Source organism: Candidatus Paceibacterota bacterium, assembly GCA_028714635.1.
GTDB lineage: Bacteria > Patescibacteriota > Minisyncoccia > Phycocordibacterales > JAQTLZ01 > JAQTLZ01.
In genome coordinates, this window is the sequence record JAQTLZ010000018.1 from 1 (window position 1) to 3,837 (window position 3,837).

Below are 3,837 nucleotides of genomic sequence, written 5' to 3' on the forward strand. Positions count from 1 at the left end.
ATAATCACCCTCGCCGCACGCCTCCGTCTCGTGCCAGACTGTCTCTTGGGGCCACTTCTCCCAAAAAGCCCTGAACTCATCGTACACCTCGAGCTGGTCCATCATGACAACGTCCTCCCCGTTTTCCCCTTTGAGAAGCACACAGTCTTCTCGGTTCCGTATTCAGAATACGATTTTTCTAGTTCTTGTCAAGGGTATCTAATTCCGACTCCCGTATAAGTTTTTTCTCTTTATGAGTTTTCTTTTCAAGTGAACCACCTTTTGCTATGATGGGGAACAGTTCATTTATAATTAAAGTCGTGAATTGATATCTTTTAAGCTCCGGGGTAGCTCAGCGGTAGAGCAGTCGCCTGTAGACGTTTCTATTGTTTGATATAATAAAACTATGCCAGATAATAGAAAATACGCCGATCGACGCGAAGCTTTGATTAAAGCTGTTGCCAAAAGGCGCAGAAAAATTAAAGTGATGGCAATCGAGTATAAAGGAGGCAAATGTCAGATCTGTGGTTATGACCGTTTTCCAGGAGTATTAGAACTTCATCATCTAAATAAAGCCGAAAAAAGTTTTGGAATAGGTGATAAGGGTTATACTCGTTCTTGGGAAAAGGTAAAAGCAGAACTTGATAAATGCATTCTTCTTTGTGCAAATTGTCATCGAGAAGTTGGTGGTGGATACTTGCAGCTTCCAAAAGAAATTTTGGTTGAAAAATGAGGTGAATTCGGGGAAACCCTTTTGGGGCAATCCCGAGCCGAGCTTTCTCGAGAGAGATTGAAGGTGTAGAGACTATCCTTTTCAGGAGTAGCTCCGTGAAAATTTTGCGGCGCGAAGCCCCTCACTCCCTTTCAATGGGAGATGATATAGTCCGTGCCATTAGTAATAGTGGAATAAACGTAAGCGATTGGTCACAGGTTCGATCCCTGTCCCCGGAGCTTAGTAGATATCGAACAGAAAATGCCCGTAAGGGCATTTTCTGTTAAGGAATAAAATTTGCGTAGCAAAATTTTAGCCAAAAGGTATACCGTCCATGTAATGGAAGATTCCCTGCAGGGATCGAAGCCTGTTTGAGCATTTTCTGAAAGAAAATCCAAACAGGGTACTGGTCGTGTAACGACCGATACCCTGTCCCCGGAGCAGCGACAAAATATAAACAAAGAAAAAACCGTCGAAATGGTTTTTTCCACTCCAACGGATTTACATTTGAGCTCATTTCCCACGGAATTTAATCCACGTACACCGTCAGCTTGACCGGATGCGGGTCGCAGCGGATCTCGAGGAACGTCTGTGGATCACCAGGATTCGCTACAAACAGAAAACTAGGCTTGTCTTCCTGGGTGTGCACATCCACACTCCCCGGTTTTCCCTGGATCATGGCGACAAGCAACTGGTAGCAATTTATGTAGATATCGCCAGCCTGCTGCTCATCCTTAGTTGCCACCTTGACTGCGCGGTCAAGTTCGCCGTCTTTGCAGAGCGGGCGCAACACATCTTCGACCCACTTCTCTACGTTGGCGGAGTCACAGAGCCTGGTATCGGCCGTCATCTTGGATTTCCCCTCCTATTAAAGGCGTTTCCTTTCTTGCAGGTAGGAAACATTGACCTGACTAGTTCCAATCTTCTATCTATCTAATTGGACTCTGCCAATTAGCTTAACATGAAATATATTTATGTCAATATTCACAAGTTCCGCATTGAGCTTCAAAAGAATGAAAGACTCTTTTTATTAATGGGAGAGGAAAACAGTCTGTGAACATCATGAACATTGCAGAGATATAGTGAGTAGCGGGGTGAGGTAATTTTCTCATTTCTTGAAAAAATCCAATTTTCCTCTATAATATATGGATATGCCATTTGAAGATCCTGAAGAACAAACGCATACGATAGAGGCAGAAGAAGCCACCACAAAGGCGGATGAATTTTTTCAAAAACAAGGACTCTCGGAACGAGAAAGAGAATTAGCTTTGCTTTCCTTAAAAACTATAGGGAAAGACTTTAGGGTATCAGGTAGTCTTGATAGTCATGTGGGTGCAGAGCATATGGAAGGAATACCGCGTGAGAGATTAAAGGCTGTATCACAGGCTGTACAAGAGTGGATTCATCTTGAGAGATGAAGCAATTTGCTCATATTTGCTTGCGTGCAGGTCAAAAATTTTTACGCATTAGCTAAAAATCTTTTGACATGATTTTTGTGTGGCAAAAATCAGGATCGAAAACCTTTTGTTGCCGCTGTGTTTGCTCTCTACTGGTCAATTCTTGCTTTAATTATTTATTATATTATCGATAAAATAAAAAAAGAGTGAAGCGTTGTTGCGCTTCACTCATCCCAAATTATTTTCGCTTCTCATCCCACGCGATCGATTAGCGCCTCGTGGATGCAGGCTGCCATATCCGCGATGGCTCGCTTTGGATCGCTCACCGGATACGCCACACCGGCGACCTTGCCCTTCACACAGAACAGAAGTAGCCTTTGGTAGTAACGGCAACTCCCGACTCTGAATGTCGGCAGGCCGAGCTCCTCGGCAAGCGTGACACCCGGGTCGCTCAAGAGGGGGAACGGCAAATTCATCTCCTGCGCGAATTCCAACTGTGCGACGCGGGTCTGAACGCTCAAAGCCACGATGTTGATGCCGAGAGTTTTCATCCCGTGATGCTTGTTCCGCAGTTCCCGATTCTGCTCCATGCATGCGTCGATGGCTTCGACTTCCGTCCATTCGAGCGGTGGCACCTCCCTGAACCCTACCCCGAGCGGGAAGACTCCGACAATGGCCGCCTCGCCGATGTACTCCGCGAGGTATGCTTTTTTCAGCCAGTTTTTCTCTGTGCTTTCCAACGGAATATTCGGGATTCGTCTCCCGATAAGTTTCGCCGGAAGATCTTTCGCGATGACTAATTCAGGCATTTGTCCCTCTCCTTATTCCCAAGTTTCGCGTTTTGTGTGTCCGAGACATTCTCGGCGTGGTGCATTTTCTAGAAAACAGTATGCCAACTTTTGAACAAATGTCAAGTCTTCTCAGGTAGGCAAAAATAAAACCAGGTCTCTTTACAAGAGACCTGGCACTTTTTTGAAATACTCTACTCGTTTATTTTTTTGCTGACACTTCTTCTGCTGTCCTGTCGATTAGTCCTGTCCGAGGCTGATCAGCTCTTCGAACGCGCGGGCAAACGATGACCCACCGCCCAAAGCTCCGAGCATGCTCGAGATACCGAGCCCATCCATCCTGCGCGCCGAATTCGTTTCCGGCAGTTTGCAATTGTAGAGCTGGCGGGTCAGATACGCCAGTTCTTCGCGCAAAACCTTGCCGTCGCGGATAGCGTCTTTCAGCGTCACGAACGCGTCCGTCTGAGTTCGGAAGTTCTGCGAACTGCTCCCGTCGGCGAAGGTGAAGCTTCCATGATTGCCGCAGAATGCGCAGATGTTCAGTTTCGTCCCCTTGGGAAGGGGTGATTCCGAGATCTGTTTTAGGAGCGCCGCCATTTCGCGGTCGCTGGAGAGCGTGATTTGCCGGTACAACCTCGCTCCATCCTCAGCCTCGGCCTTGAAGAAGAACGGGCCGATTTTCTGCTCACCACGTCCCGCCGTCGGCAGGAAAATGATTTCGGCCGCGCTTTCTTGCGTGAAGCTGAGCGGGACGAGCCGAGGTCCCACTACGCTTTGCCACGCCCGGACGGTCGGCATCTTCTGATTGCTCGGGTCCGGCGGAGGCGGCGGAGGTGCGGAAACCTTCTCGGCGCCCGCGCTGTCCACTGCCGGCGCGACCATTGTCGGAGAGGCATGTACTTCCGGAATTGTCGCGCTAGCACCTGCTCCTGCCGCTTCGCTTTCGACCGAAGCTGAACTT

Annotated in this window: 5 protein-coding genes; 2 read left to right on the forward strand and 3 right to left on the reverse strand. The window is 47.9% G+C overall.

Translation table 11 applies throughout. The features are described 5' to 3' along the window. Positions 1-385: 385 nt before the first annotated feature. Positions 386-712, forward strand: coding sequence for a hypothetical protein (locus PHS53_05195; protein ID MDD5357505.1), 327 nt, complete (start codon positions 386-388; stop codon positions 710-712). A 508-nt stretch (positions 713-1,220) separates the two neighbouring features. Here the strand turns inward: PHS53_05195 and PHS53_05200 are convergent. Then, positions 1,221-1,541: a hypothetical protein gene (locus PHS53_05200; GenBank protein ID MDD5357506.1), complete on the reverse strand. Its 321-nt coding sequence runs from the start codon at positions 1,539-1,541 to the stop codon at positions 1,221-1,223. Positions 1,542-1,842: 301 nt separating this feature from the next. On the opposite strand from PHS53_05200, the gene PHS53_05205 reads away from it, so the two are divergent. Further along, entirely contained in the window at positions 1,843-2,109 is a 267-nt protein-coding gene (locus tag PHS53_05205) for a hypothetical protein (GenBank protein MDD5357507.1), read from the forward strand. A gap of 230 nt (positions 2,110-2,339) precedes the next feature. Here the strand turns inward: PHS53_05205 and PHS53_05210 are convergent, their stop codons facing one another. Together PHS53_05210 and PHS53_05215 are read right to left on the reverse strand one after the other, a co-directional pair. Continuing rightward, the gene (locus PHS53_05210; protein ID MDD5357508.1) at positions 2,340-2,897 is read right to left on the reverse strand and encodes a redoxin domain-containing protein; all 558 of its coding nucleotides are present in this window, start codon (positions 2,895-2,897) and stop codon (positions 2,340-2,342) included. 219 nt (positions 2,898-3,116) lie between these two features. Then, positions 3,117-3,837, reverse strand: a 721-nt coding sequence (locus tag PHS53_05215) for a hypothetical protein (GenBank protein MDD5357509.1), incomplete at its 5' end; no start/stop codon positions are given.

What these genes read in the sequence shown, in the direction of transcription:
- PHS53_05195 (MDD5357505.1), top strand. Translation starts at nt 386, where the DNA reads ATGCCAGATAATAGAAAATACGCCGATCGACGCGAAGCTTTGATTAAA.
- PHS53_05200 (MDD5357506.1), bottom strand. Translation starts at nt 1,541, where the DNA reads ATGACGGCCGATACCAGGCTCTGTGACTCCGCCAACGTAGAGAAGTGG.
- PHS53_05205 (MDD5357507.1), top strand. Translation starts at nt 1,843, where the DNA reads ATGCCATTTGAAGATCCTGAAGAACAAACGCATACGATAGAGGCAGAA.
- PHS53_05210 (MDD5357508.1), bottom strand. Translation starts at nt 2,897, where the DNA reads ATGCCTGAATTAGTCATCGCGAAAGATCTTCCGGCGAAACTTATCGGG.